The 25253-nt window shown below is 45.3% G+C and carries 29 protein-coding genes and 3 pseudogenes; 10 read left to right on the forward strand and 22 right to left on the reverse strand.

What is annotated here, in order from left to right; translation table 11 throughout:
• Positions 1–19 precede the first annotated feature (19 nt).
• Both P5704_024535 and P5704_024540 read right to left on the reverse strand, forming a co-directional pair.
• Positions 20–565 (reverse strand): hypothetical protein, encoded by a 546-nt coding sequence (locus tag P5704_024535; protein ID WOF81968.1) that lies wholly within the window; start codon positions 563–565, stop codon positions 20–22.
• A 120-nt stretch (positions 566–685) separates the two neighbouring features.
• Positions 686–1825, reverse strand: coding sequence for a hypothetical protein (locus P5704_024540; protein ID WOF81969.1), 1140 nt, complete (start codon positions 1823–1825; stop codon positions 686–688).
• Between the two features lie 85 nt (positions 1826–1910).
• Between P5704_024540 and P5704_024545 the strand changes: the two are divergent.
• Positions 1911–2072: pseudogene (locus tag P5704_024545) on the forward strand (transposase).
• A gap of 71 nt (positions 2073–2143) precedes the next feature.
• Here the strand turns inward: P5704_024545 and P5704_024550 are convergent.
• Positions 2144–2965, reverse strand: coding sequence for a hypothetical protein (locus tag P5704_024550; protein WOF81970.1), 822 nt, complete (start codon positions 2963–2965; stop codon positions 2144–2146).
• A 278-nt stretch (positions 2966–3243) separates the two neighbouring features.
• Between P5704_024550 and P5704_024555 the strand changes: the two genes are divergently transcribed.
• Complete coding sequence (locus tag P5704_024555) at positions 3244–3972, forward strand: hypothetical protein (GenBank protein ID WOF81971.1); 729 nt, start codon at positions 3244–3246, stop codon at positions 3970–3972.
• Positions 3973–4021: 49 nt separating this feature from the next.
• On the opposite strand, the pseudogene P5704_024560 reads toward P5704_024555, so the two are convergent.
• Together P5704_024560 and P5704_024565 are read right to left on the reverse strand one after the other, a co-directional pair.
• Positions 4022–4621 (reverse strand): annotated as a pseudogene (locus P5704_024560) (zeta toxin family protein).
• Between the two features lie 319 nt (positions 4622–4940).
• Positions 4941–5921, reverse strand: coding sequence for an IS5 family transposase (locus tag P5704_024565; GenBank protein ID WOF81972.1), 981 nt, complete (start codon positions 5919–5921; stop codon positions 4941–4943).
• Between the two features lie 265 nt (positions 5922–6186).
• On the opposite strand from P5704_024565, the gene P5704_024570 reads away from it, so the two are divergent.
• The gene (locus tag P5704_024570; GenBank protein ID WOF81973.1) at positions 6187–6486 is read left to right on the forward strand and encodes a hypothetical protein; all 300 of its coding nucleotides are present in this window, start codon (positions 6187–6189) and stop codon (positions 6484–6486) included.
• A gap of 209 nt (positions 6487–6695) precedes the next feature.
• Here the strand turns inward: P5704_024570 and P5704_024575 are convergent, their stop codons facing one another.
• From P5704_024575 to P5704_024600, 6 genes and pseudogenes are all read right to left on the reverse strand, one after another.
• Positions 6696–7025 (reverse strand): four-helix bundle copper-binding protein, encoded by a 330-nt coding sequence (locus tag P5704_024575; GenBank protein WOF81974.1) that lies wholly within the window; start codon positions 7023–7025, stop codon positions 6696–6698.
• 163 nt (positions 7026–7188) lie between these two features.
• Positions 7189–7740, reverse strand: a pseudogene (locus tag P5704_024580) (ATP-binding protein).
• A complete protein-coding gene (locus P5704_024585) occupies positions 7719–8354 on the reverse strand; it encodes a zeta toxin family protein (protein WOF81975.1) in 636 nt (211 codons plus the stop codon). The pseudogene P5704_024580 and the gene P5704_024585 overlap by 22 nt, the downstream one beginning before the upstream one ends.
• Positions 8332–8511 carry a hypothetical protein gene (locus P5704_024590; protein WOF81976.1) on the reverse strand — a complete coding sequence of 60 codons (180 nt, stop codon included), beginning with the start codon at positions 8509–8511 and terminating at the stop codon, positions 8332–8334. The genes P5704_024585 and P5704_024590 overlap by 23 nt, the downstream gene beginning before the upstream one ends.
• A gap of 117 nt (positions 8512–8628) precedes the next feature.
• Positions 8629–10359 (reverse strand): hypothetical protein, encoded by a 1731-nt coding sequence (locus P5704_024595; protein ID WOF81977.1) that lies wholly within the window; start codon positions 10357–10359, stop codon positions 8629–8631.
• A gap of 86 nt (positions 10360–10445) precedes the next feature.
• Positions 10446–10892 carry a hypothetical protein gene (locus P5704_024600; protein WOF81978.1) on the reverse strand — a complete coding sequence of 149 codons (447 nt, stop codon included), beginning with the start codon at positions 10890–10892 and terminating at the stop codon, positions 10446–10448.
• 200 nt (positions 10893–11092) lie between these two features.
• Between P5704_024600 and P5704_024605 the strand changes: the two genes are divergently transcribed.
• Positions 11093–11710, forward strand: a complete 618-nt coding sequence (locus P5704_024605; protein ID WOF81979.1) for a hypothetical protein — start codon at positions 11093–11095, stop codon at positions 11708–11710.
• Between the two features lie 149 nt (positions 11711–11859).
• On the opposite strand, the gene P5704_024610 is transcribed toward P5704_024605, so the two are convergent.
• Complete coding sequence (locus tag P5704_024610; protein ID WOF81980.1) at positions 11860–12132, reverse strand: hypothetical protein; 273 nt, start codon at positions 12130–12132, stop codon at positions 11860–11862.
• A 228-nt stretch (positions 12133–12360) separates the two neighbouring features.
• Between P5704_024610 and P5704_024615 the strand changes: the two genes are divergently transcribed.
• Together P5704_024615 and P5704_024620 are read left to right on the forward strand one after the other, a co-directional pair.
• On the forward strand, positions 12361–13467 hold the full coding sequence (locus P5704_024615; protein WOF81981.1) for a hypothetical protein: 1107 nt from the start codon (positions 12361–12363) through the stop codon (positions 13465–13467).
• Between the two features lie 178 nt (positions 13468–13645).
• Positions 13646–14374: a hypothetical protein gene (locus P5704_024620; GenBank protein WOF81982.1), complete on the forward strand. Its 729-nt coding sequence runs from the start codon at positions 13646–13648 to the stop codon at positions 14372–14374.
• An 84-nt stretch (positions 14375–14458) separates the two neighbouring features.
• Here P5704_024620 and P5704_024625 read toward each other — a convergent pair whose 3' ends face one another.
• The 5 genes from P5704_024625 to P5704_024645 form a co-directional block, all read right to left on the reverse strand.
• Positions 14459–14659 (reverse strand): hypothetical protein, encoded by a 201-nt coding sequence (locus P5704_024625; protein WOF81983.1) that lies wholly within the window; start codon positions 14657–14659, stop codon positions 14459–14461.
• A gap of 156 nt (positions 14660–14815) precedes the next feature.
• Complete coding sequence (locus P5704_024630) at positions 14816–15802, reverse strand: hypothetical protein (protein WOF81984.1); 987 nt, start codon at positions 15800–15802, stop codon at positions 14816–14818.
• Positions 15792–16019 carry a hypothetical protein gene (locus P5704_024635; GenBank protein ID WOF81985.1) on the reverse strand — a complete coding sequence of 76 codons (228 nt, stop codon included), beginning with the start codon at positions 16017–16019 and terminating at the stop codon, positions 15792–15794. Before P5704_024635 ends, P5704_024630 begins: the two co-directional genes overlap by 11 nt.
• A gap of 79 nt (positions 16020–16098) precedes the next feature.
• Positions 16099–17811, reverse strand: coding sequence for a hypothetical protein (locus P5704_024640; GenBank protein WOF81986.1), 1713 nt, complete (start codon positions 17809–17811; stop codon positions 16099–16101).
• 123 nt (positions 17812–17934) lie between these two features.
• A complete protein-coding gene (locus tag P5704_024645) occupies positions 17935–18318 on the reverse strand; it encodes a hypothetical protein (GenBank protein WOF81987.1) in 384 nt (127 codons plus the stop codon).
• Positions 18319–18526: 208 nt separating this feature from the next.
• Between P5704_024645 and P5704_024650 the strand changes: the two genes are divergently transcribed.
• Positions 18527–19387, forward strand: coding sequence for a hypothetical protein (locus P5704_024650; protein ID WOF81988.1), 861 nt, complete (start codon positions 18527–18529; stop codon positions 19385–19387).
• Between the two features lie 27 nt (positions 19388–19414).
• Positions 19415–19618 (forward strand): hypothetical protein, encoded by a 204-nt coding sequence (locus P5704_024655; protein WOF81989.1) that lies wholly within the window; start codon positions 19415–19417, stop codon positions 19616–19618.
• Positions 19619–19747: 129 nt separating this feature from the next.
• On the opposite strand, the gene P5704_024660 is transcribed toward P5704_024655, so the two are convergent.
• Both P5704_024660 and P5704_024665 read right to left on the reverse strand, forming a co-directional pair.
• Positions 19748–20800 (reverse strand): hypothetical protein, encoded by a 1053-nt coding sequence (locus P5704_024660; protein WOF81990.1) that lies wholly within the window; start codon positions 20798–20800, stop codon positions 19748–19750.
• Positions 20793–21098 (reverse strand): hypothetical protein, encoded by a 306-nt coding sequence (locus P5704_024665; protein ID WOF81991.1) that lies wholly within the window; start codon positions 21096–21098, stop codon positions 20793–20795. The genes P5704_024660 and P5704_024665 overlap by 8 nt, the downstream gene beginning before the upstream one ends.
• Before the next feature lie 221 nt (positions 21099–21319).
• Here P5704_024665 and P5704_024670 point away from each other — a divergent pair, with 221 nt between their 5' ends.
• Positions 21320–21532 (forward strand): hypothetical protein, encoded by a 213-nt coding sequence (locus P5704_024670; protein ID WOF81992.1) that lies wholly within the window; start codon positions 21320–21322, stop codon positions 21530–21532.
• Between the two features lie 74 nt (positions 21533–21606).
• Positions 21607–22464, forward strand: coding sequence for a Fic family protein (locus tag P5704_024675; GenBank protein WOF81993.1), 858 nt, complete (start codon positions 21607–21609; stop codon positions 22462–22464).
• Between the two features lie 22 nt (positions 22465–22486).
• Here the strand turns inward: P5704_024675 and P5704_024680 are convergent, their stop codons facing one another.
• The 3 genes from P5704_024680 to P5704_024690 form a co-directional block, all read right to left on the reverse strand.
• Positions 22487–22918, reverse strand: coding sequence for a hypothetical protein (locus tag P5704_024680; protein WOF81994.1), 432 nt, complete (start codon positions 22916–22918; stop codon positions 22487–22489).
• A 421-nt stretch (positions 22919–23339) separates the two neighbouring features.
• Positions 23340–23705 (reverse strand): hypothetical protein, encoded by a 366-nt coding sequence (locus P5704_024685; GenBank protein WOF81995.1) that lies wholly within the window; start codon positions 23703–23705, stop codon positions 23340–23342.
• A gap of 462 nt (positions 23706–24167) precedes the next feature.
• Positions 24168–25229, reverse strand: coding sequence for a hypothetical protein (locus P5704_024690; GenBank protein ID WOF81996.1), 1062 nt, complete (start codon positions 25227–25229; stop codon positions 24168–24170).
• Between the last annotated feature and the right edge of the window lie 24 nt (positions 25230–25253).

Genomic DNA, 25253 nt, shown 5'->3' on the forward strand with positions numbered 1-25253 from the left:
TGCATCATTTTTCACACATTTACCCTATTTTTGATGGAATCTTGATGCAAGTTCCCATAAGTTCATTAATGATCCTTGCAAGCTTCAATCCTGAAGCCCCATCTTGCACCGCCGTTTCAATGCCAATAACCGCAAGACTGGACGCGGCACCTAGCGTCGAATAGCCAAGATTCACGATATCGGCATAGGCTTTATCTACAATGGCTTGTGCCTGAGTGAGACGACCTACATCAGCAGTGTCCATGGCTACTTCTTCTTGACAGTTAGTCAACGGGGAGTAATCCATGATCATTGTCGAGAACATCTGATAAAGCGAAAGCGCTGAACGCAGTCCATCCTCGGAAAGAGATCTCTTTTTGATATCGGCCTGGGTTATCACTGGACAGTTCTGCTTAATCAGTGCGACGTCATTTTTACCCAAAGATGGGGGGTGCATCCGATTGAACAGGTCTACAATAAGAAGCGAAAATGCCATCGTCATCATGGACTCGTTCCCATCAATCATGTCTTCCAGTCGAACAGATATTTGGCTCATGAGGTCTTGCATTTCTAAGTTAGCTGGCATTTTATACTCCAAGAAACACGATCAATCGGTTGTACATGAGGTGCTAAATAAGACAGTCAGCACCCCAGCGCGTGAGAATAATACTAGCCTAGCCTTCATCCAGACAATGGCAAATTGGTTTTAAAATACAAACTCCCTCATTTCTTGAACCTCCTCGTCGCTCAGCAGGCTTACCAATGGGTTCTCATTCCATGAGCGTGCACAGATACCCACAAGCCCCGTTCCTTTACGTTTCATTCTGAGCCGGATCTCTTCACGATTTGCAATAATCCAACCCGCTTCCCGCTGAAGCTTCAACACATCGGCTAGGCGTGTGCAGAGGTTCGCTAACTCAGGTATTTCCTGATTGACCTCGGTGTAACTATCAATAGCTCGCGCAACGATATCCGTCGCCCATTTAACCTGTTTATAGGTTCCCTGAATCCCACCAGGCCGGTTGTTAAGAATGTCCCGCGTCATAGAGATAGATTCGAGCCATGGCATTTCAATGTGGCTGACGACATAGGTAGTGCCGTTATTGTCTTCTTTGAAGACAAATCCATACTCCATGTGAAGCTCGCTTGGCATCCACAACACAGAGGGCTCTTGTCGAAAATCGCTGCTCATCCCCATGGTTTTTGCGATAGTGACAGCCTGCTCCCAATCCTTGCTGAATTTTTCAGAACGGTAGGCTAGATCATAGAGCTCACGACCATCTGAACGGATCTCCTCATCACGCTTGATCGCTTTCAGCGTATCTTCAACCGTTGGAAGGTGTTCCCAGCCAAAATCGATGGGCGGGATTACGTAGATGAAGGGCTGTCTGTTTTTATGGGAATCTAGTCGGTGACTGACTGATAACTCATCTTCGTAAGATACCCTGGCAGCGGTTGGCAATAGCTTATGATCAAAACCATCTGCCTCCCGAATTGTCGCGCGTAGGACACTACCTTGCCCCTCTTGTATGTCATATGTCGCCATATGGTTGCCCTTCATGACCACGTCATCAAGGACAAGCAGAAGGTCTGTGTTTGGGCCCTTTTTCCGTGATGATTTGCCAATTTTTGTTCCAAATGAAAATACAATCGAGCTTGGCCTCTCCAGTTTTTTTACGCAATCTATCAAGCCTTGTATGATGCATCGGTTGGCTGTTGTGTCAGATACATCAGCCTTGTAGTAAATAGATTTGTCCTTTCGCACAATGCTGGCTTCGTAATAGCCCAGCCGAGATTGAGCGTCACAGCTACCCACAGAAAGGATACGAACAGCGTCTAGGCTCATAAAGGCTCCTTGGTATTTTGGCAATCGAATAGGCGGGATATCCTAGTGGCACCTGGATACCCCGTCAATAGACATTGTTCGATTTAGCAAAAACCACGCGCTGTTGTGTGTTGAAGACCTGCGGATCAGCAACATGAGTCGTTCGGCCAGCGGCACCCTGGAAGATCCAGGTCGTAACGTGAAGTCCAAATCCGGACTGAACAAGGCGATCCTGGATCAAGGCTGGGGCGAATTTGGTCGCCAGATGGGAAAGAAAGCACATGAGCAAGGCTGAATGCTTAATTTTATTGTTGTTGCTTGAATTATTAAATATAAAAATTATTCGCAAAGAGCCCATGTATTTAAATTATTAGATCGTGAACAGCAAATTGTCGTCATTTCATCTAGTGAGAATGTGTCTATAATTATAGGTCTCCCCTTTTTTGGAGGGCTCATTGAAACATCAAAAAATCTAATAGCCCCCTTCTGTATCTCATCCACATCATCCTTTGCGTAAAGCCCCACAAATCCCCTATCACACAATCCATTGTCATCCTTAATCCCAGGATGAAGCCTTCCGCTCATCTCACGAAGCTTTAACACTGCGTTGGCAAATGAGGATGGCGCTCGATCTGTTTTGTCAGTGGTGGATTCCAGAGGCATGAAAATGATGCCGATCATTCTGGATTGGGGTAGATGCTTATGAACCAGGGAGACTTCCGATGACATTTCGTAGAGACGCCCTGTCAGGTTTTTATCGTAGTTGCCACTTTTTCCGTCAGGGGTGTTTAGGCCTTTCAGTGAAAATCCAACCTCAAGCCCCAGAAATCTGTCTGCCACTATGACGTCAATGGATTTTGATGTACTGGAATTGAGCGGCACTAACGGCTCTGTACGTAATGTTTGCGCATCAGGGAGAACAATTTTCTTCCGAACGCATTCAATTGATCTGACACTGTCCGCAATCATCATGGCACACTGATCAGCGAAAAGCTCGCTCCAGCGCCTTTTTTCATTCTGACTATTGGCAGCAGAAAATGACCCAGCTTTCTCCAGAGCGGCTACCATAGCGGCCTCGGGATCAAGATCGCGCCATTTAAGCGTAGTGCCAGGCGCAGGTGCATCTGGTTTTTTGTTTGACAGCAAATCTACAGCAGGCATTTAGATTGCCTCTTATTGTTGTGGTCTGCCACTGTGATGGGAGACGTGGATGGCCAAAATTTTTTCTTTCAATGGCAGAACAGGCCATCAAACATTGAATTGCTTTTCATTTCTGCGCAGCTGCTTCAAAAATGGTGTCTGGCTGGATTGATATCACATAATAACCTTTATTTAGCCATCATGGTGTCAATATAGTAATATTGTATGTAGGGTTAGCCGTGTTGGCAATAAGCAGACCATTGACAAGCGTTAGCAATTATGTTATACGAGTAAAAAGAATGCCAAAATTATTCAAAGACATATTAGAGATTAAGAAAGCTTTCGGGAAATTAATGAAACTTGAAACCAACCGGCAACTCTATCAAGAGCTTTCGAAAGCATCGAGTCTTGAAGAGATTAATTCCTCTGGCTGGCATATTATCCCTGCTGGCTATAGACTTGTTCGGGCAGATGGAAGAGTAAAAAGTAATTTAGACACTTTTGAGTTGGCCTTGCTTTGCGACACGACAAACGAAGTGGCCTACTATAATAAGGTTATTGTTACCAGTATTTGCGAACTTAGTTCAAAACCAGCCACGCAAAGGTTGATTTGGAGAACGCCAGAGAATAGGCATCGGAATGCTATTTCCGGCCTCTCCTCAAATATATTTTTCAACTACATTCTTCCAAGGTACGATGCCATATTGAGCGATGGCAATCAAAGCGTATTTGGCAAGTTCTTTTGGGAATCACAGATATCGACCGCTCTTGATCTTGACAAGCATATCTACTTTTACAAAATGATGAGCGCAGAGTTAGAACCCATTAGGAACAGAGAAGATTTTGAAATTCTCAAAGAATCGATATGGGGCCAAAGTGCTGATCATGAATTTCATCTTGTTATCATCAGTCAAGAGCCACTCCCATTGGATCGAAAGTACGAATTACCCATCGATACTATTCTTGAGCTTGATCGAGAAGACGCTTCTCAACCAATACTCAGGGATGATGAAGATTTAACCCCATGATCTTTGTGCAAAAAAAATCCACCCTCGAAACGATATTGTTCAGCATTCCTCACTGGGCAATGTCGGCTTGAAGCCGAGCATGCATCTCAGATTTAACAGCCGCCCAGGACTCCACAGCATTTCTGACCTCGACGCCTGAGGCCTCACGTTTGACCATCGATTCAAAAATGTCCTGCGAGTTTTCCACAATGGCCATCGCCGTCATCATCGAAACAGGCTGATTGCGCTGCTGCTCGATGTAACGCGATGGCAAGCCATCTTCTGACAGCGGATTGATGTCACGAATTTGGTTCAAGGCTCGATCATAGATCTGGATCTTGTGAGCCGCACCCGTCGCGTAAATCTCATCGACGGTATCGAGAACGCCTTGATAGGCTTCGTCATGAACCGAAATCGGCGCCATTCGGCCATGGCCTTTGGTGATCTTCTGTGTCTCATAGCGCATAACGATGCCGGTAACGCTCTCCATGGCTGGAACCGCCATGGGCCTGTCCAGGACGGTAAAGCCATTTTCCTTGAACTGGAGCAATGTGCTGGTAATGGGGTTTGGGCTACGCATGGTGGACTCGAAGACCACGTTAAAGCGGTTATCTAGTGCATGCTGCAAAAGCTTTTGCGTCCAGACCCTTACATATGGGTCTGTGAGCCTGGCGTAGTTTTGTTCGCATTAGATGAGGATTTGGTCTGAATCTGAATGCCATCCGCGATATTCTTCACGAATTATTTTGGCTTTAATTCATCATCATTGTTCTTAGAGGCCGATAATTGATCAAAAATCTTATTTGATGATTGAAGTCCGGTATCTTTTATATTGTATGCTGGGGAAGGTCTGAAGTAACCCTGTATTTCCGGTCGACTTCAGCCCTCGCTGCTTTTGAAAGCGGGCCGTCGATCAAAATCGACCAGGTAACCCGCTCAGTTCTCCGTTTTTGGCCGCCGCGAGCACCTCGCAGCAGCCATTTCCCGCATTACAGGCGTACCTCTCCTGCGGTAGTCAGCAAATGTCGGCGCGCCATCCACAGGTTCGACAGCGCGAACAGCGTCACCAGTTGCGCCGTGTTCTTCGCCAGACCACGGAAGCGCACCTTCACATAACCGAACTGGCGCTTGATCACCCGGAACGGATGCTCGACCTTGGCTCGTACCTGAGCCTTCGCCTTCTCAATCTTGCGCTTGGCTTTGTACAAAGCACTGCGCTTATCAAGCTTCTTGTAAGTACTACGGCGGGCGGCGATCTGCCAGATGACCTCCCGGCCTTCATGTTCAGGGCGTTTCTCGACGCCGGTGTAACCCGCGTCGGCACCGACCATGTTCTCATCGCCGTGCAGCAGCTTATCGACCTGGGTGACATCGGCCACGTTGGCCGCCGTGCCCACCACGCTGTGCACCAAGCCCGACTCATCATCGACACCGATGTGCGCCTTCATGCCGAAGTAGTACTGGTTACCCTTCTTGGTCTGATGCATTTCCGGGTCGCGCTTACCGTCCTTGTTCTTGGTCGAACTCGGCGCATTGATCAGCGTGGCATCGACGATCGTGCCTTGGCGCAGCGACAGCCCTCGGTCGCCCAGATAGCCATTGATTACGCCGAGGATGCCGGCTGCCAGCTCATGTTTCTCCAGCAAGCGACGGAAGTTGAGGATGGTGGTTTCGTCGGGAATGCGCTCCAGGCTCAGCCCGGCGAACTGACGCAGGATGGTCGTCTCGTAGAGCGCTTCTTCCATGGCCGGGTCGCTGTAGCCGAACCAGTTCTGCATCAGATGGATACGTAACATGGTCATCAGCGGATAGGCTGGACGACCACCTTCACCCTTTGGGTAGTGTGGCTCGATCAGGGCAATCAATCCCTTCCACGGCACCACCTGATCCATCTCGATCAGGAACAATTCCTTACGGGTCTGCTTGCGCTTGCCGGCGTACTCGGCGTCGGCGAAGGTCATCTGCTTCATGGAAAAACTCGGCTGGCGGGATCGGCGTATTTCACCAGATTCGGGAAGTCTTTTTCAGACCTTCCTTAGGCTAGTAGACTCGCTGGATAAGCCAAGTTTCTAGAATACTTGCTCCGCGAGAGCATTTACTGAGTTAGGACTAGTTCGCTGCTTTAGTACGTTTTAGAAACATGCTCCGCATTGCAATATTGTAATGCAAGGAACATCTTTGCGTAAGGTTGGCACCTTTAAGCTATCTAGCATCAACTACCAAGAGGTGTTACCGATGAAAAATATTGCAGCTGTTTTTGCTGTTGTTATAGCCATCACTTCTTCCTTCGCAATGGCTGAAGTGGATCGAAATTCCACGATGCAGCATGACTATTCGACCGCCGAGGGCAGGCAGGCTCTAAAAGTCCTTCTTGAAAGCGGTGATGTTCTAAGTGTGTCTCCAATGGGTGGCAAGAGTGTTGTAGGCAGGTCAAGTGGTCGCGTGCAGCCATACGAAATCAAAATTCGTACTCCTGATGGACTCGTTCACTCAGTTGAGTTCCGTAGCGTGCCGGTTGGAATAAATAACGGTTAATGATTTAAAAAGTCGTTATAAGCCAGTCGCATGATCGTTGCGATTGGCTTATCACTTATTTTTAAAGTGGCCGATTTCTCTGCATAAGAGTGGCAGTAGTAAAGCCAAGCGCGTTGGTTTGGGTATAAGAAGTAGGTGTTCCTCTGCTGAATAACAGCGCCATCCTGCCAAGACCATAAACACTATCTTGGCAGGAGGCGGCTTGCTGGTTATACAGCCATACGCTCACATTCTTCAGCACAATTCATACAGGCTTTCGCGCATTCTTGGCAGTGATCCATCTGATGCTTGGCACACTCTTCACCGCAGGCCCGGCAAATTTTTGCACACAATGCACAAAACTCTTTAGCCAACTCGCTCTGGCGACTCATGAGTCTGGCTGCCAGAGCACACATGTCAGCACAATCCCTGTCGAGCTCAATGCAACGAGCCATCGCTTGTACGTTTTCTTCGCGTAAACAGGCAGATGCGCATGCTTCGCACACTAGTGCGCAGTTTGAACAAGCTTGAATGCAGCTATTGAACATTGTATTAGTCATGACTTCCTCCAAAGTTCGTATTTAAGCGTTCAGCCTTGAGCCGGCCCGAGGCATTCCTCAGGTAGCACATAAATCCGACACGTGTAGAGTTCGTCCGTTTCAATAGTTGAAATTACAATCTTGTAAGGTTGCTCATGAGCGCTATGCGGCTGATTTTGAAATGTTATTTATTTAGACGGGGAAGCTCTATGTGAAAGCCCGTCACGCCGTCTACTGAGGTACACCAGATTCTGCCTTTATGGGCCTCAACGATGGATCTGGTGATTGCCAGGCCAAGGCCAGCGTTGCTTGGGCTACCCTCGCGTCGGGCAGGATCGACCCGGTAGAAGCGATAGAAAAGCTTGTCCAGGTGCTCAGGCTTGATCGTCCCTCCGGGATTCTCGACGCTGAGGGTGACCGTCCTTTCCGTCTCGTGAATGGTTACAGAAATAGTTTCCCCAACCGGGGTGTAACGCAGCGCGTTGGATAACAAATTGGAGACCGCTCTATCGAGCATCAATTTATCTCCAAGCACATTGCCTGCGCCTGAGAGACGGATATCGCGTTCGTCGGCTAGTAAGTGATAGTAATCAAGCAGCTTAACAACGACATCAGCGAGTTCGGTAGGCGCTTGTTCGGGGATAATCAAGCCATTGTCGGATTTGGCCAAAAAGAGCATGTCGTCAATCATGCGTGACATACGCTTCAATTCCTCTAGATTGGAGTACAGATTCTCCCTGATAATTTATGCGATGAATAACCAATCTCTTGAAGGACATGGCTTACCCATCTTGGCATAGCAACAGAAGGATTTTTCTCAAGCACACCATTTTCAATCGTTGCAATTAAATTGGCTGCTGACTCAGTATTATCCCAGATTTCTATTCTTGTTGCTATTTTGGCCGCATGAACTAGATTATCGCGACTTTCTTGGTATCTTTTTCGTACAACGTCGTCGTCGACAGCATGACCACCCCTAGCAACTCGTTGGTGTACACGTTCCACATTTAGCTCAGCTGAAGCAAGACCAATATAACGTAGCTCGGTATAGTATCCTTCAGATGCCGTCTTCTCCATTCGTTTCAAAATTGACTTTCCCGTCAAAGTTGATTCCATTGTAAAAGACTTATTTCTCTCAAGAGCCAATTCAAATATCCTAATGGCCTCTTTGCCAGCGGCAATATCAACAGATCGAGGGTCTTGGGGATTTATTTTACGGGCAACTTGATCTGGATCGATATGAATATCGATACTCTGATCATCATAAGCAGCCCGAAGAGTTGTCTTACCGGAGCCGTTCGTTCCGCCATAAAAAATAGCAATAGGCTTATCTACTGAACTCTGGCTCATGATTTGTCCGATTTTGTTTTTTATTATTTTTGTCAATCAGACTGGATGCGTTTTCTGCTTTTTCATCCTTAATCAAAGGATAGCCTTGTGCAGCGAATTCAGCAAAACGCTCCATTGCGCGCTTTGCTTTTTCATTTTTATCGAGGAATTTGTTCATTTCTAGATACCTCTAAATTATTTTGGATAATAGCATTTAAGCCAATCTTTGTAAAAGATTAGCAACTAAATTATATGATGATATTATTACTTCGCATGGCCATCTCCAAATCAATACTCAATGCGTCAAATACAACCCACCCAGCGGCTGATGCTTCGACTCCGGATCTCTGTTCACCAGCATGGGCTGTATCCAGCGCAGCCGGTACTGTTGACGCCCCTCCCCGTACGGCTGATTGCGCCAATGGCCCCGCCGCCAATGCTGCCGACGACTTTCCTCTGATCCACCACCAATCCCGACATGCTCCTGTACAAATTTCAGGCCGCAGAAGTGCAGCGGGCGATAACCCATCTTCTCCAGCATGGATTCCATCTTCTTCTTGTTGCCCTTTGACTTGTCACGAACCTGCGCCTGAACGTGTTTGGGCAGCTCTGGCCAGACCCTTTCCACTTGCTCCGGGTAGCTGCTCAGGTAGCACAGGCTGTTCACCACCAGGCGTAAGGCCTTATGTCCGACCTCATGGAAAGCCTCGATCATTTTCTTCTCAACCGCCGCGCGCAGATGACTGTTCGAGGTCACCATTACCTGCTTCACCCCTCCTCTGCCATCAGGAACCGTCTGAACACGATCAGGGATCGGATGGTCAATCTCATGCTGAAGATCGGCGATTTTTTTGTCATACGTTTCATCCATCGCCTGGCCGAACGTTTTGTCGTACTGCTCTCCTGATATCACCATGAAGTAGCAAGGATCGGGCTCCTGGGCCCAATTCCAGGAACGCTCCAGGTTATCCGGGACACAAGTAACCATCATTTGAAGCACTTTGTGCTCTGGCATGTGCATCACATAGGCACCATCGACATGCCAGCCTTCGGTAAATGGCATGTCTTCCTGGCGCCCGAAGTACAGGTAAAAACAAGGGTACGGCGTCTTCATCTGCTGGACGGGCACATCATGGACATCCGTCTGCTTGAACAACGTGGTGAGGTTCTGATTGATGTCGAAGATCTGTTTGCCTTTGGCTACAAACTGGTTGTGGTAGTAACCCAGCTGGAGCTCGTTTCGGGTCAGGAAGGAGGTATTGCCCGAGTTCTCGTTGAGTCTGCCCTTTAGCGGGAAGGATTCCAAAAGCGCAGACATCTCGTCTACCAGTGCTCTCTGGCCTTTTCCGTTATCTTCTCCCGTTAGCGATGCAGGCGTGATTGAACCGTTTTTTATGTATTCACGGGTTACCTTGGCGCGTTCCGGGTGATAGCGAGCCATCGGATTGGTGATGGGCTTGATGGGGGAAATGGGTTCGTCGGTGTAGAACACTTCATCCAGGTTGTTACTGGCCTGCACGATGGTCATCATCATGAGCTCTGGCTGCGTCGTTTCAAATACTCGACGCTCCCACAGCAAGTCCATCATGCTCGGAGTGTCGGTCACGATATCAACGGTGAGCTTGTAGGTAGTGACGTCGATGGCCTGTATCGAGAAATCCAGGGTAAAAGGATGGTTACCTTCGAAATTCTCAAAGTGAGCATTCATCGCGATATCTTCCTGGCGAACCCAGGCTGTGAGGTCGTCCAGGAAGGCGGTGTCAGCTTGCGAAGCCATTGCCAGTAGCTTCAGTGCCTGACCTGCCTTTGCCTTATCTTGATCAGGAAGAAAGTACAGATAGGTGCAAAGGCGTTGCCGATCCTTGTGAAAGAGCATCATTAACTCATTAGGATCGATTTGACCGGCTATGAGTTCGTCAACCAGGTTGTCGACAGCAGTTGCAGCCAGCTCCATATCCATGCCCGTGATTGAGGGCGTGATGGGTTTGAGGTGTTGCTGGAGAAGCGCGAGGGCATTTTGGGACATGGCAGGGCTCCTTTTTTAAATCAAAGATAGTACATGCTATGAACACAAAGTCAAGGAGCCTTAAATGCGATTTTCAATTGAATGAGTTAATTCTTGTCAAGCAAATCTAGAATGTCTAATTCGAATTTTAAGACATTTCTACCCTGCTGTTTGATTTTATCTAAAAATTCCAACTTAACTTCATTGCTATTACTATTACCCTCAATCTCTGAAGGCGACTTGTCATTTTGCAATATTATGAGCCACGGTGGCATTTTGAAGGTTAGGTTTCTGATGTTAACCGTCAATGGTTTGCGGACAAACATCAAAGCTTCAAGAAGAAAGGCAGGAGCCGCAGTTATAGCAATAATACTGTCTTTACTCAGATTTGTATCTTTCGATAGGTAAACGACTACAGCAATCGAAATCAATAGTGCAATGTGGCGAATGAAGTATCGTTTTCTAACATCACGAAGAAGGGCCTTGTACTGCTCAAGGGATATCGGGTTGCTTAGGTAATCTTCTACACTCTTTCGTTCAATGACTATTTTCATCTGAATAAGCACTTATCGCAGCTATTATAATTAACCCTATTGAACCGCTTTTCAGGCTGCTTGTAAATGACAATACTGTTCAAACTTAGTTATATTCAGTGCAACTGAAGTAATGCATAGCATTTATTTTGCAATTGCTGCGGATGACCAATACACTATAAATTGCCATTAGTTTCAACAAGAAAACTAAGGTGATTAACATGACAGCGTCAAAACAGAGTTATCTCGGCATCAAGCGTTTAGCCAAAGCCTATACCATAACCATTCCCGCCGCCCGCAAAGCCCTCATGGCACACAAAGTCATGACTATAGACGGTCAGCCTGTTAAACCCGTTTATGCCAAAACCAGTGTAATGGAAGATGGGACGATTTGGCATCAATGGGAGAAAAAGATAGCGCACAGAGCCTTCAGCAAATCCGGCTATAAGCTTGCAGACAGTATTGATCTACTTGGACATGCCCAGGGTCGACATCAGGCCGACCGGCAAATAGATCTCTGTTTAGTCGGAATTGGCGATCTGGTTGATATGAGTAAGCACAGAGATACGAAGGATGCCGAAATTTCTAAAGCCTTGGATATTTATCTAGGTGCTAGTTTTCATGATTGCCACGCCATCGGTGGCCCCTGCGCTGTTCTGATGATTCATTCACCTGAGAGCTGCGTTGAATTTATCAAGCGCCTTCATTTTGTGAGCATGGATTACGTGGCTACGTGTAAGAAGATGGCTAAGAATGATAAGGTTAGGGAGGAAATTGACAGGTATCACCATTCTATTAAGCGATTGTCAGATTGGGTGCAGGCACAGTACTTCAGGTGATTTAAATTGTCGCTAATCATATAAAATACCCAAGAAAAATCCAGATAAATGCTGAGTAGCGAATTACTTTTATTGGCACATCTCTACAAGGCATTTAATCTATTGCTATTTATCCTAAACCCAGTATCTTTGAGCTTAGCTTGAATCCATCAAAGTCCTGAGGCATGTTCGTATTCTTCTGTTTTGTTGCTATACTTTTTAAGTATAGTACGAACGTGATCAACATTTTCTACGCTCAATAGCCTTTTCTCATCCCTCAAGACAGATAGCTTTTTCTCAAGAGCCTCAATCTTTTCCTTATTTGGGTTATTGGTTTCGTTTTCATTAACTATAAGGTTTATGACCTTGCCGGTCTCTTCAGCCAATAGCTCTATAGCAGACTCAAGCCTTGCTGTCTTAGCTATGATGTTGTTGCTTTTCATAAGTTTCTCCTCTGGCTTGCTAAATATAGCCTATCCATTGAAAATCTTTAAGAATGAAATTAATTGCCTGAAACAATGTGTAATGCAAGGTTTGCATAACGTGGATTCAGCGGCGGCCTCGTATACCACAAGATCCATTAACGCCTCAGCGCCAAATGAGAATGCCTATAGACAGGAATATTGGGTACTGTGATATTCTTTTAAAAAGACATCTCTGAGGAATTGGCTATGGGTTATGTCGCAGTAGGCGAAATTACAGATACGCACGCATCTAAAAAAACAAGGTTAAAGCTTGCCTGCCTTGCTCATGCCATGAGCTACAATGCTACTTCTTACCAAAAAATTCAAGAATACAGACGCATCCAGTCCGTTGCCAAGAAGCATATTGAGGAGCTTGAGTCCTCAAATCTTACTGAGGGTAGCGCTATTTCTCTCAAAGACGCCTCAGTCGAGGTAATGCAACACTCAATCTCGGCTGCTAATGAATGCATCGAAAAGATTAACAATAACGTGTTGCTAAACACCAAGCGCCAGGATTATCTTTTCAAGGCATTGATTAAAGACGGCTATTATGATTTCAAGAATAGAGCCTTCACTGTTGCGAACACGGGTCGATACCTCGATTTCATCAGGAAGAGTAAGGAGAAGGAGGGATCATGGATGGTTGACAATAAAAAGCTCGCAGAGATGTTTGTTAAAGACTTCAAAGAAAGCCTTCCCCCAGGAATTCCAGACAATGCATTTTCTTTTTGCTTGCTGAAAAATATTGAGAGTCGTTTTCAAAAGTCAGACGCGCTGGTTGTCGCCTTTAATCACGTCCTGAAAGATTCGGTCAAGGAGGCGCTGATTAAGGTCACGCAGATGAATCTGGCACGAATGAATCAGGATGATTATCCAGAAAACGTTAAGCCAGAATCTGATACTTCTGACACACATACGCTTAAGTATGATGATGTTAGGCGTCTAGCTTATTGCATGCCCTATTTAGTTGAGACTACTGGATCGAGTAGCTCTACTGGAGATCTGACTATTGAAATTCTTCGCTCATCTGATCCAGTAACAAGGATGAGCGAAATCGAGTTTCAAGAACAATTTCCCCTTATGAAGATTGAGCATTACGCTACGTTTGACAACAAACTGAAGGGCTTTATTGAAGATGCCTTTGGTGGGTCAATAGGCAGAAGCGAAGACGGCTACCGCAGAGCCATGAAGATCTGCATGGGTCATTATGCTGAGGAAAGGTCTAAGGAATTTAATATTGAAAAGGAATTGGCAAAAGTAGATGAGAAAATTATAGGAAAAGTTGAGCATGGGGTCTCTGACTACTCCATGTAAGGATCGCTTACTCATAAAGCACTAGATAATGGCGTCTCTATCGATGTATCGCCATGGGCATTAACCGCACTACAGTGGTTTTTAGTAATACTTATAGGCATAGGAGATTTTACAACTATTTGTTGATTTTCTATTCGCACACCATCATCATGAAATTAGTAAGTAACAAGCAAAAGCCATGCACAACGCCATTACATTAGTAAGATCAGCCATGGAGCGCGGAGAGCTTGATCAACAAGTGATCGCTCTGCTCAAGCGTTGGCCACTTCTTCATTTCTCTGATCACGCTGAAGAAATTCAACAGAACGGCTTTCGTTATGGGGAGAATAACCTCCATGCTCTTGATTGCACCTACTCGTACCTTCAGGAGCGCAAGCAACATAATCAGCCAGGTTATGCCTTTGCCTTTAATGCTGTGGGATGGAGCGTTGAAAATGATGTACTCGATTTTGAGGTCGCCGGGCCAAATTCCATGCGTAATCTGACTGGCATGTATGCCGAGTCCGCCCTGCTATTTTCAGGCAATGGGCTTTACACGCGTCATTTTGATGAGTTTAACCAAGTCATTTGCTGGGGGCCTGATATTGATACCGGAACCTCACTACTTCTGACCAATGCAGGCCATCAGGAGGTCGATGGAGAAGTCGTGCATGACGAGAATGGCAATGCTGTGGAATGCTGGACGGTTAAAGCTGGAGATGGCTCCACCCTGATTACGGCGGACGAGCATCTGACGCTGACAGAATGCGTTGTCAGAGGGGTATGTTACCTTGCAGATAAAAAGCTGCTCTCCCCTACCGCCATTAAGGAAGCGCGGGAGCTATATGCAACTGAACTAGAAGCCCTTGGTTTGTCGCTTGATTTTCCTCGTTCACGTGAATACGAGCACGTGTCAATAGGCAGATGAAAGGAATCTTGAAATCCAGCAAAGAGGAAAATCCCTCAGGATCTTGGCTAAGTCTTTTGAGAGCTCAATCACTTCATAAGTTAACTAATTAGGGAGTCTGTTTCTAATTTTTCCTTTTTTCTTTTCATTACTGTTTTTAGCAGGAGTTAAATCTTCAGCAATAAGCGGATAGCCTTCCTTTTTAAATTCTGCTAAACGCTCCATCGCCTTTGCGGCTTTTTGGTTTTTCTGAAGAAAGTCTTTTATAACCATACCCCAACTCTCATAATTTACATTGAAGTTCATTGATCGTGTATATACCCAGGAGAATTGAACTTTACACGAGTGATTAGAATTATATTATTGTCTTTTCACCGCCTGAAACCTTCTTTAAATTCCAACTCAACTTGCGCTATATTTGAAGAATCTCAATGCTACAGAAAAACGATACCATCTAGAAAATCATGGCTCGAAACCATCGCCGATCTCTTTATTAAAATAAATCACCTCAGTCGGTGAAATGGTTTGATTAAAATCAGGCTTAGGATGTGATCCATTGTTTTCTGTCAATTTGTTGAATCTAATCGCAGCTTTAGACAGATTTAATTCATTTTTGCTATATACATTGAAGTTTCCGAATCGCTTCAGATGGGCCTCCCTCTTCGCCCTTTTTTCTTGAATTTCCATTAATGCTCTTGGAAACCTTTTTTCAATAAATGATTTATGGAAATTAGGATGCGTAAAATCTATAGCCTCCATAACGTCAATTTTATGCTTTAAGTAAAGTTCGCAGCCTTTAATGCTTTTGCATATGCCAAAAACAGTCTCTACCATTTTTGAAATTTCGCTTGTCCAACCCCTATCAAGCTCTTCTCGAATAAAGGCTTTGCAACATCTTGCTGCAATATCAATTCGATACAACTCTTTTAGTTTGTCTGATTTATAAGGGGCGAAAAAATTATGTATTCTCGACTTTAGACACAGAAGCGGATTTATAAGAGGCAGATCAAAATCATCAATGGTAACAATCTCTGTTCCGTTTTTTATCTCAGCTACCTCTAACCCGCCGACTGACTCGATAATATCTACAAGAATATATCCGTTATCATTGTATATCGAGGGAATGGTGAATATACCCAGATTAACAGTCGGCTCGAAATCTTCAGGCGTTTTGATATGGACGTTTAACTTTTTTCGGAGAAACTCTAAAGACAGTTTCAGACCAAAGAAGTCAACATCATCGCTGAAGCTGTAATGCACATCCATAGGATTGCTGGTTGAGAAATACTGATAATGCCAAACAGCTAGCGCTTGACCACCAACCAAAATTAGATTTAGATTATGGACAAGTTCAGCCACATTTTGATCAGCATATACTCGCTTCAGAAGCTTTAAAAAATCGTTCCGATTAGCTAAATAACGAGCTTCATCAATCAATTCAGATGCCAAATCCACAATCCTTGAAGCTGCGGCGGGATTTAATCTTGGGTGGAAGCCGGCCTTCGGCTGCCGCTCGATCAAAATTTTCTTTGGCGACTACCCAATCTTCTGCTGACATATTTCTAATTGCCTGCTCTTTTCTTTCTTGAAGACTGCGCTTTGCTTTTATGAGATCAGCATAGCTAGCGTTTTTCATAACCCAATACCCCTTTGCTTCTTCTTTCACCTATACTTCATTCTTGGTAAATAGTCAACTATTTATGGAGCCTATGCGCGGCGCATAAAGCGCCGCACACATCTTCCCATCAATCCGTCAGGTAAAGCCCTCCCAAGAGCTTCGAGTCATTTTCCTTGTTGACGAGCATTGGCTGTATCCATCGCAAACGGTAATTCTGACGCCCTTCGCCATAGGGCTGGTTACGCCAATGGCCACGAAGCCAATGCTGCCGCCTACCCGCCTCGCAATTCCCAATCGTGACGGCATTTTCCTGAACGAACTTAAGGCCGCAGAAATGCAGAGGACGGTAGCCCATCTTTTCAAGAAGCGACTCCATCTTCTTCTTGTTGCCTTTGGCTTTATCCCTCACATTCGCCTGGACGTGCTTGGGCATGCCAGGCCAAACCCTCTCGATCTCTTCAGGATAACTGCTGAGATAGCACAGACTGTTGACCACAAGCCTCAATGCCTTGTCAGCGACCTCATGGAAGGCCTCGATCATCTGCTTCTCGACCATCGCGCGCTTGTGGCTGTTTGAAGCCACCACCACCTTCTTTTGCCCACCCATTCCATCAGGAACCATCTGCATACGATCCGGTATCGGGTGATCGATTTCATTCTGAAGGCTCGTACGCTTTTTTTCGTAGGATTCGGTCAAAGCCTCGCCAAACGTCTTGTCATACAGATCCTCACCAATCGTCAGGAAGTAGCAAGGGTCTGGATCCTGTGGCCAGTACCAGGATTGCTCAAGCTGATCAGGTACACAGGTGATCATCATCTGTAGAATCTTATGCTCAGGCATGTGCATCACATAAGCTCCCTCAACGTGCCAACCTTCTTTCAGTGGCATGTCTTCCTGTCTCCCAAAATGAACATAGAAAGCAGGATAGGGTGTGTTGATCTGGCTAACCGGTACGTCATTGACGTCGGTTTCCTTGAACATGGCGGTCAAGTTTTTGTTGATATCAAAAATCTGCCGGCCCTTGGCCACGAACTGATGGTGGTAGTAACCCAGCTGGAGCTCGTTGCGAGTTAGAAATGAAATCTTTCCAGAGTCGTCGCGTGCCCGGTACTTCAGTGGTAGATACGAGAGTATATCCCCCATTTCGACCACCAAACGTCTTTGTCCCTTGCCTTCATCATCGCCCGTCAACGATGAAGGTGTAATGTAACCTTTCTTGATGAAAGTGCGAGTGACCTTTGCTCGCTCAGGATGGTAGATGGCAAGCGGATGATCTATTGGCTGTATCGGGTTATAAGATTCCCCCATGTGGAAAATCTCGCCAAGATTTGGACTGACGCCGACAATCCCCATCATCAGTATCTCTGGCTCAGTCGTTTCGAACTCCCTACGCTCCCAAAGCATGGATTCGATGCTTGGGGTGTCAGTCACTATGTCGATAACCAGCTTGAAATGAGTGACATCAATGGGCTTGACGAAAAAATCCATGGTGAAAGGATTGTCGCCCTTGAAGTTCTCAAAATGCGCGTTCATCGCGACATCTTCCTGCCGGATCCATGTCCTGACTTCTTCTATCAACGTATGAACATCAGGCTCTCTTATGACAAGGCGTTGCACTAGCTCAGGTGTTGAGGGCTGGTGAGTAGTCGCCAGTACCTGTAAATAATTGCTGAACAGGCTGTGATCTGCCCTGAAGAATGACAGAAGTTCATCAGGGTCAAGGCTACCCTCTAAGACCATTGATGTGCCGCGCTCGACTGTAATCGATGCACCGTCTGTATCATCGTGACCGAAACGAAATTGCAGATCCTTTCCGAGTTGCCTTAGCTCTTTTTTCATCGTGAGCGACCTCCTGGGCTTTTGCGGATGATAGCAAGAGACCATGTGATCGTTAAAGATTCGAAAAAAGTCATGTTAATCAGATGAAAAGAGTAACCGGGAAGAAGTCAGAAAAGTTGACTTTTAATCAAGCTTTGTGCCGTCCTCTGCTTCAATAGATCGTTCGCAGCCTAACATGTGTCCTGATATTAACCCCCATTTTTCATCGTAAACAGCCGAAATGCGCCTATTATCGATCCTTGACGTTATTATTATCTCGTAGTCGGCTCCAATTCTTGTACTCAAGCCAGTAAGATTTACTTTCAGTATAACAATCTCTTCGTCAGTAAATTCATCGGCCATCCAGTTCATCAATGCGTCTTCGCACATTTCTTTTGAATGAAATAAATAGACTCCTGGCTCGACTTCACCTAATCTTGATGATCTATCACCTATTCTAGGCTCTAATCCAGCTTGGGCTATTTTAGATAGATTTTTGAGTGGTGTGATGTGATAACCAAATTTCATCTTATGAGCTCATTGTGCCAATGGTATTTTTGTATTATCAGAACAGTTTAATTAATTACAGCAAAAACTTTTTCTAGTCAAGCACCCTGGTTTGCTCAAGGGCTAGCATCTCGATGCGAAACCATTGTTGTTTCCAGTTTATGCCAATGAGATAATGAGCTATCGGTAGTGGGCATAGCTTTTATTCTGAAACTATTACGGGGTTCACATGGGTGTAAATGACATACTCGATGAGCTTGAGGCGATGAAATCTGTCGAGGAATATGAGACAGAAATCAGCATGCTTGGTCGTGAATTCAACTCGATCCCGGAAACAAAGAAGAAGCCTGTCGCAGAGCTATTGGCAAGATCACACTCGGGCTTCAAGAGGATACCACCTGATCATCTCACCGCCGAAATGATCAATATGGAAAAGCACAGGATTTGCGAGAAAGTAGATGCCCCAGGCGAAATCACTTCTTGGCCGTACCCTGAATTGGTTGAATATCTTTTGATTGAAGGACGTATGTCTTTCAGCGCCGTGCACCCTGTATTCATCACCAAGGAGTTAGTCCTTAATGTATTTAGAGCTGGCAATGATGCAGGGTTTCATATAGGCGTTACGCCGGGAGCTGGGCTGATCATTGATGAAGAGCTCGCTAATGTAATGGTAAAGCTTGATGTTCGTTTTATATTGCATGTTCCAAACCCCGCTGTTGTTGATGACCATTGCCTGCTTGAAGGGTTAATGAATAAACCAGACAACGCTCATTATCTGGCCAGATTCGGAAGAGAACATGTTGTAAGGAAAGCCGTTGCGGAAGGATTGTGGCCGAGCTATAAGCAAAAACCTAAGTCCTTGGTAGAAGCCATTAAGATGCGGATGAAAAACCAAAAAAATGATGATTTAAATGCCTACCTAAATGCCTTCATCTCAAACTTTCAGCCAGATGAAGTAGTGCCGTTAATGAGAAGCGAAGCCCGAAAGAAGGTTCTTTTGGGGATCTATCCTCCCGATGTCTTGCTTAATCTCATGCCAAACGATAACTTCGTGAAAACTGCTCTTCTTGATCAGGCGATGGCTCTCTGAATATCTTAGAAATCTGATGAAATTAAGTTGAAGATCAAGGATTTTGCTGTACTCTCAAAGTTTTCTGATCGCCAGCTCAAAATTGTCATCCCGCTTTATTCGCCTGGGTCTATTGGTGGTGAGCCTTTTGTCGAGATTACTAACGTCAAGTTTGGTAAGCGAAATATGTTACCATTTACCAATAATGAGCGTGGAAGCCCTATCATTTTTAAAGCCTCTCATGGCGTTTAGTTTTTTATTCAGATCAGAGTGATGCGAAGAGGATCTATGACTTTCATTCAATAGCACGACATCTTGGCTCACAAAACTATCAACGCCAGGCATGGCGAGCGTATTGAACGCATTATCCATACCCACAGCCTATTTTGTCTTCACATTAATCAGTACATCATCGCTCTGTCTGGCTTGCTCTATTTTCGAAGGCTTTGGCGCCGTAGGGTGAACAGTATTTCGATCCAAATCGTACTTGGTAATCCATTCCTTTGAGATCCGCCTGCTTTGCAATCTCGCAGTCAAAAGATTTGTGTCGCCGTTAACTTCAATAAGCATATTCAACGCATGCTGATGGCTAATGAAAGGTTCGACACGGTAATCCTCCTGAAGCTTTAACGCCGTTCTATTGACATGGCGATATATCTCCATATCTTCACTTTTTAAATGGCGGATCATATCTGTGGTTGAAACGCCTTGCTCTTTCATATTAACGAGCTGTGCATGAATCTCTTTTGACATTTCTTTTTCGGCTTCGTAATTAGACCTGAAAAAGTTCAATATCTTACTAACAAAACCCTGTTCATTAAGGTTTTCAGCAAGATGATTGACCCTGTCGCGCTCAAAGTTAACCGCGCCCCTGTATGACCAATTTGTGTAGAGCGACTTTCCTAGGAATAATGTTGCCGCGAAAGAGACAGCTAAAATGGAAGTGGTGAAAATATGAGACTCAGGGCCACCCATGAACATTTGCAACGTCGAGTTCATTTGGCCGATAAAGCCTTCATTAGCGTGATCAGCCACATATCTTCCGATTGGGCCTACACCCGCTCCGGCTACAAGGATCGTAAAAAGGGCTTTGCCTCCAAAAATTCTGGCAAAACCAAGTGCGGCGGATGCTCTATCACTCTCACCCGCTCTCGAAATGAATTGACTTAAACCAATTTTCTTAACGAAGTAATTGTCTACAGTGGCATCATGGAGTTTATCTAAAATACGTTTGTTATCGGCGTAGTCGACAATTTTGCTGTGAATAGATCGATCTTTTGCGAACCCAATAAAGCCCTTAGCCTGATCCTGGTCGAAAACATCACCAAGTCGTTCTACGACAACGTTAGCGACTTTGACTGTTGCTTTCTCAGATTGGTCGACCTTCTGATCAAATCGCTTGGAAATCAGCGAGTTCATTCTTTTTTTATTCATGTCGAGTTTTCTCTATTTCGTCTAAAAACGCAGATACCTGGTATTGATATTCAGAAGATGCACCAATGAAATCCTGTAAATCTTCAATAGACTCGTCTTCAATTGCGCCCTCCAGCTGAGGAATGTAATTGCATGAAAACAACAAGCCCAGTCGCCCGCTGATGACTCCCAGTCTACGAAGTGTTTCAACGGCATCTGTATCATCTATTCCATCTTGAAGCTCGCAAAGTCTTTGTGTCAATACAGTGTTATCAGCAAGCAAGCTTTCGATAAGTGCGATATCTAGAGGAAAACTCATATAGAAACCTTTGGCCACGAGTGTGTTATTTAGATCTCAGATGACAGGGTTTATCCTTTCAACTGAGTTATGCTTAATTACTTTATTGCACAATAATATCACATTGAAAGCTCTCAGTAATCATTTTTGTGAATAGCGATAGTGGTCGCTTTCCACATTTTTTCTGGCGTTTTCTTCATATTCTGGTTTAACCTAACCTACACACGCTTGAAGGATCGGCTATGACCTTGCCAGACGACACTATTGTTTATGTCGACATTCAAATGTCTGATGAGCAAGCCGTTGAGCTTTTGCAGCTGATTAGGTCGCTGAGAGAAAAACACCCGAATCTCGTTTCAGTATTTGATGCCATCGAGAGAGAAGCAACAATGTCTCTTGAGTACAATGCAACGTGCATACCTGGAACTATGAAAAAACGCACAGGCCTACACTGACTAACAGCCATTGCGCTATTAGTGGTCGATTAGAGAGACACTGGGTTTGAAAAAGCTAGAAACCTGGGCCTACCATGAATGAGACCAACATGGCCGCTGGAGAAATCGATCTGTACATCACCTCTCTAGCTCATAGCAAAGGCATTACATGCAAGCAAGATGACCTGTCTTCGATGGCCACAACAATCACTCGACTGGCTGGGGATGATGTCGAGCTCGATCTCACCGCCAATCTGATGACCAAACTGGCTCACAAAGGCTTACTCAGTCCAGAAAATGTCGTGAGCATGCAGTACAAAAGGATCCTAGCCAGGCAGGCGCTCAAAAAACCACCCTCAAACACAAAGCCCTTCGACCCATTCGATGACTTCAATGAAAGGGGTTACCTGCGCAACAGGTTCGAAATCAAAGATTCCGACATCATCAAATCGCTAGAACACGTAGCATTCGCTTCTAGCATTGGTTTGGCCGTCCAATTTCTTGATAAACATGCACGTATCGGCTACGAGCAGTATCTGGATGTCCACAAGATCATCTTTGGTAGTCTCTACCCGTGGGCCGGGCAGGATCGATTACAGACTGCGCCTTGGAAGGTCATCACCAAAGGGTCGCCGGCATCAACCGACCACACGATTTTTGCGCCGCCCTCGGAATGTCGTAGGTCGATTGAGTACGGCCTGAACCTGGCACACAGCATTGAGCTCAGAGATCGTCTGGGAGAAATCATTGGATATTTTGCCTATGGTCACCCATTCCTTGATGGAAATGGGCGAACAATGATGCTTGTAGTACAAAACCTGTGCCAGCGCATGGGTGTTATTGTCAGATGGGATGACGTTGATCCAGATGAATTTCTACGAGCTTTAAGTGGCGAAATTGAGAAGCCAGGTGAGAAGCTACTCGATGGACTCCTAAATGATTTCATGGAATGAAGGATAATTTCTTCTTGCAATTTCATTGAAGTTTGAATTGCACTAGATCCCATCCCCTCCATTCCTTCCATGAATCAAGGTTAAATGCTTGAATATAGTACACCGCGTGTAGAACGAAGTCCTCTTTGGTTTTTGAGTGATTCAATAGACTCGGAAACTTCTCAGTCAGAAATCCTAGGAAATCATCTTCCGTACTTTCCATCTCATCAGCATGAAAAAAAACAAGCTCTTCACACATCTCAGCAGCCTGCTCCAGGTCATGTTCGTTTTCAAATGCCATGCAATCAAACACTTCGCCTACAGCCTCCATGAACATCATCTGGGCTTTCCCATCTTCCAGTCTAACGTTCTCCAGTGAGTAAATTGACAACATTCCAACAAGGTCAAGGCTCATGGCATAAAGCTTTTTGTCAGGATTCTGTTCGCAATAAATAATGGCAGCATTGAAGTTCATTGGTACACCCCTGGAATGGTTCGTTCTGGATAGGGGGTACTATATCCAGCTATCGGCGCCTGTAAAGACCCATCCTTGATGTTAACCTTCAGGCCTGGTGTGCAATTGTTCACCACTGTACTTCAACGGGGGATTTCCGATGACGTCCAAACACATCCGTCCAAATCCATAAAGACACGTATAAATTGGACTGTCGATCCGATTTTCGACCGAAAACCAGACATCATGGCCGCCTGATTTCCGACGAACGGCGCAGCCTTGAGCGATAAGAGCTTTGCCAGCCTCAATAGTGTTGAGCCAGCGGGATATCATGCGGCGCGAAGCTGCAACTGAAAAGCTGGGTTTGCTTAAGCTCAACATGAAATATCTTTGCTCAGGCCGAGGATTGTTCGCCTTTACTTCTTAACTGAACTAATTATCATCAATCAAATTGAGAGACTACAATGCCCTGATCTACTACAAACTCAAGACCTAATTCATTTAAAATAACTTCCAGCTCTGAAAAGACCTCGCTGACGAAATCAAGCTCATCCGCCGTAGCCTTTCCATCAAGCGTGACCGTGCATCCTTGGAAAATGTGCTTATAGCGATAGAGGTCTTTGCCCACTAGGAAAACGACCTCGCTGTCATCATTGTTAGGGGTTACTGCTACCTTGACTCCTCGATGATAAGCCTTGGCTACCAGAGCCTTATAGGCTTCGAGATCAGTGACGGAATTGCGTACTTCATAGGGATCGCTTGAACTGATTGAAGCAGATTTTCCTTCAATTACATGAATGTAAGGCATTTTATATCTCTTATATTGTCAAGGTGAAGATGGATTTTACGAAATTTTAATTGGAAGAACTGATTGGATCAACTTCACAACGGGATAGCCTCGCTATAAGTTTTGGCCCACCGTTCTCCATAAGTAGATTCTACAGTGATTACTTGAACCGGCAATCCCAATTTATCAGAGAGTTATTGCTCTAGCTGAGCCAGATCAAGTGCGCTGACTCTACGAGAGCCTTTGCTAACGAACAAATCTAAATCACTCCTCTCCTTGTCAGTCCCTTTTGATGTGCTAACCCTGAGGAAGTGGCATCAAGTGGTCATGCTTGCGATTAAGCTTAGAGCCTAAATGTAGTATTTTAGACAGAGAATAGCTCATCCTTTAAGGAGCGTAACAGTCTGTGTAACCGATGACAAATTGCGTTCTAATGCGGGAAAGGGGCATCAGCCCCTTTTTGTCATTCCTCTGAATCTTCGATCAGGTCGACGGCGCCTCTTTGAGCTCAGAGCCCGTCCAGAGATAGCTCAGTTCTACTGTTTCGCTTGGGCAGCACTGCGGGTCATCAGGCCCATGCTGGAGGGTTGAAAGAGCAACCACGCCTTCACCCTTGCTCTCAATCTTATCTGTGATTGGAGCGTAATTTGCGTAGGCGTGAGTGAAGTCACTTCCATTGTTAATCAGAACCGACAACATCTGGTGAGATCCGTTAACGCCACCCTCCCCTTCGATGGTATACAAAACGACGGCGTCTTCAAGGCCATTGCCATCGAGATCGATATGAAGCACTTGTCGCGCCTCTTCATACTCCGTCCCTGCATCCTCGGCGCTTAACGCATTGGTCAGGTATGCATTAAAACTGCGCTTGATTAATTCATCCTTCGAATTTACCGAGACATGTGCTGTTTCGGATACCTGAGCTACCTGTTCGATGGGGTCACTTTCCAGGGTGTCTTGGCCCAATAGCTCAGCAAAAGACTTAGCAGCATGAGCGGTTGGATTCAAGGCTCGCTCGAATTCTGCACGGATGTCTTTAGGCATATTCATGCTGGCAAGATAGAGCTTCAGCATCATGATTCTGGCTTCTTCTGGCATGACATCATCATCAACCAGCTCCTGCAAAATGCCAGGCGTAACTCTCAAAAAGTCGTTTTGAATTGCCACCATGTCGAAAACGACTTTATCACTTGGCTTCGAGTCACCCATGAACCAGCGCTTGAAGAACCAGGGTCTTTTGCTTTCAAACTCATCGACTTTTTCGTCAATAACTTCGTTATACCTCTCAACAAAAACCTCGCTAAACTCCTCAGGCAATCCTTGTGATGTAAAGGTGTCAGCGATCTGGTCGAGTCCATTGGTCGTAAGTTCAAGGGCCGTGATGCTAAGGTCGATTGCCTCATTTGTGCAATCCACGGTGTTCTTATTAGCACAAGCAGAAATATGCTTACCCAGATCCTTTTGCAAGTTATAGGACTTGATGTTATCGCAGCCAGACAACACAAACGCTACGCATAAACTAGCCGCAATTAGACCGATTTTCATTCCTTGACCCCTGATGTTAGTTTG

It is taken from the genome of Pseudomonas sp. FeN3W (assembly GCA_030263805.2).
Lineage (GTDB): Bacteria > Pseudomonadota > Gammaproteobacteria > Pseudomonadales > Pseudomonadaceae > Stutzerimonas > Stutzerimonas stutzeri_G.